1 protein-coding gene is annotated in these 829 nt (G+C 68.4%); it reads right to left on the minus strand.

From position 1 onward, the window contains the following. Positions 1 to 829: serine hydroxymethyltransferase (gene glyA, locus ACMX2H_RS18940; protein ID WP_414962827.1), on the minus strand; the 829-nt coding region annotated here is incomplete at both ends.

The following is an 829-nucleotide window of genomic DNA, read 5'->3' on the forward strand; positions in this document are numbered from 1 at the left end:
ATGATGTCGGCGACCTCGGTAAATTCTGTCGTGCCGAAGCCTCGGGTGGCGAGCGCCGGGGTACCGATCCGCAGGCCGGAGGTCACCATCGGCGGGCGCGGGTCGAACGGCACGGCGTTGCGGTTGACCGTGATGCCGGCCTCGTGCAGCAGGTCTTCCGCCTGCTTGCCGTCCAAATCGGAGTTACGCAGGTCCACCAGCACCAGGTGCACGTCGGTGCCGCCGGTCAGCACCGAGACGCCGGCCTCGGCCACATCCGCGGCGGTCAGGCGTTCGGCCAGGATCCGGGCGCCTTCCAGCACGCGCTCCTGGCGCAGCTTGAACTCCTCGCCGGCGGCGATCTTGAAGGCCACGGCCTTGGCCGCAACCACATGCATCAGCGGACCGCCCTGCTGGCCCGGGAACACCGCGGAGTTGACCTTCTTGGCGAAAGCTTCCTTGCCGAGGATGACGCCGGAGCGCGGACCGGCCAGGGTCTTGTGCACGGTGGAGGTGACGAGGTCCGAGTGCGGCACCGGGTTCGGGTGCAGCCCGGCCGCGACCAGCCCGGCGAAGTGCGCCATGTCGGTCCAGAAGTAGGCTCCGACCTCGTCGGCGATGGACCGGAAGGCCTCGAAATCCAGCTGCCGCGGGTAGGCGGACCAGCCGGCCACAATCACATTCGGGCGCTCGGCCAGGGCCTGCTCGCGGACCTTGTCCATGTCCACCCGGAAGGTCTGCGGGTCAACTTCGTACGCGGCCACCTGGTAGAGCTTGCCGGAGAAGTTCAGCTTCATGCCGTGCGTCAGGTGTCCGCCGTGCGCCAGCGACAGGCCCATCATCTTGTCGC

This window comes from Arthrobacter sulfonylureivorans, assembly GCF_047607445.1.
GTDB lineage: Bacteria > Actinomycetota > Actinomycetes > Actinomycetales > Micrococcaceae > Crystallibacter > Crystallibacter sulfonylureivorans_A.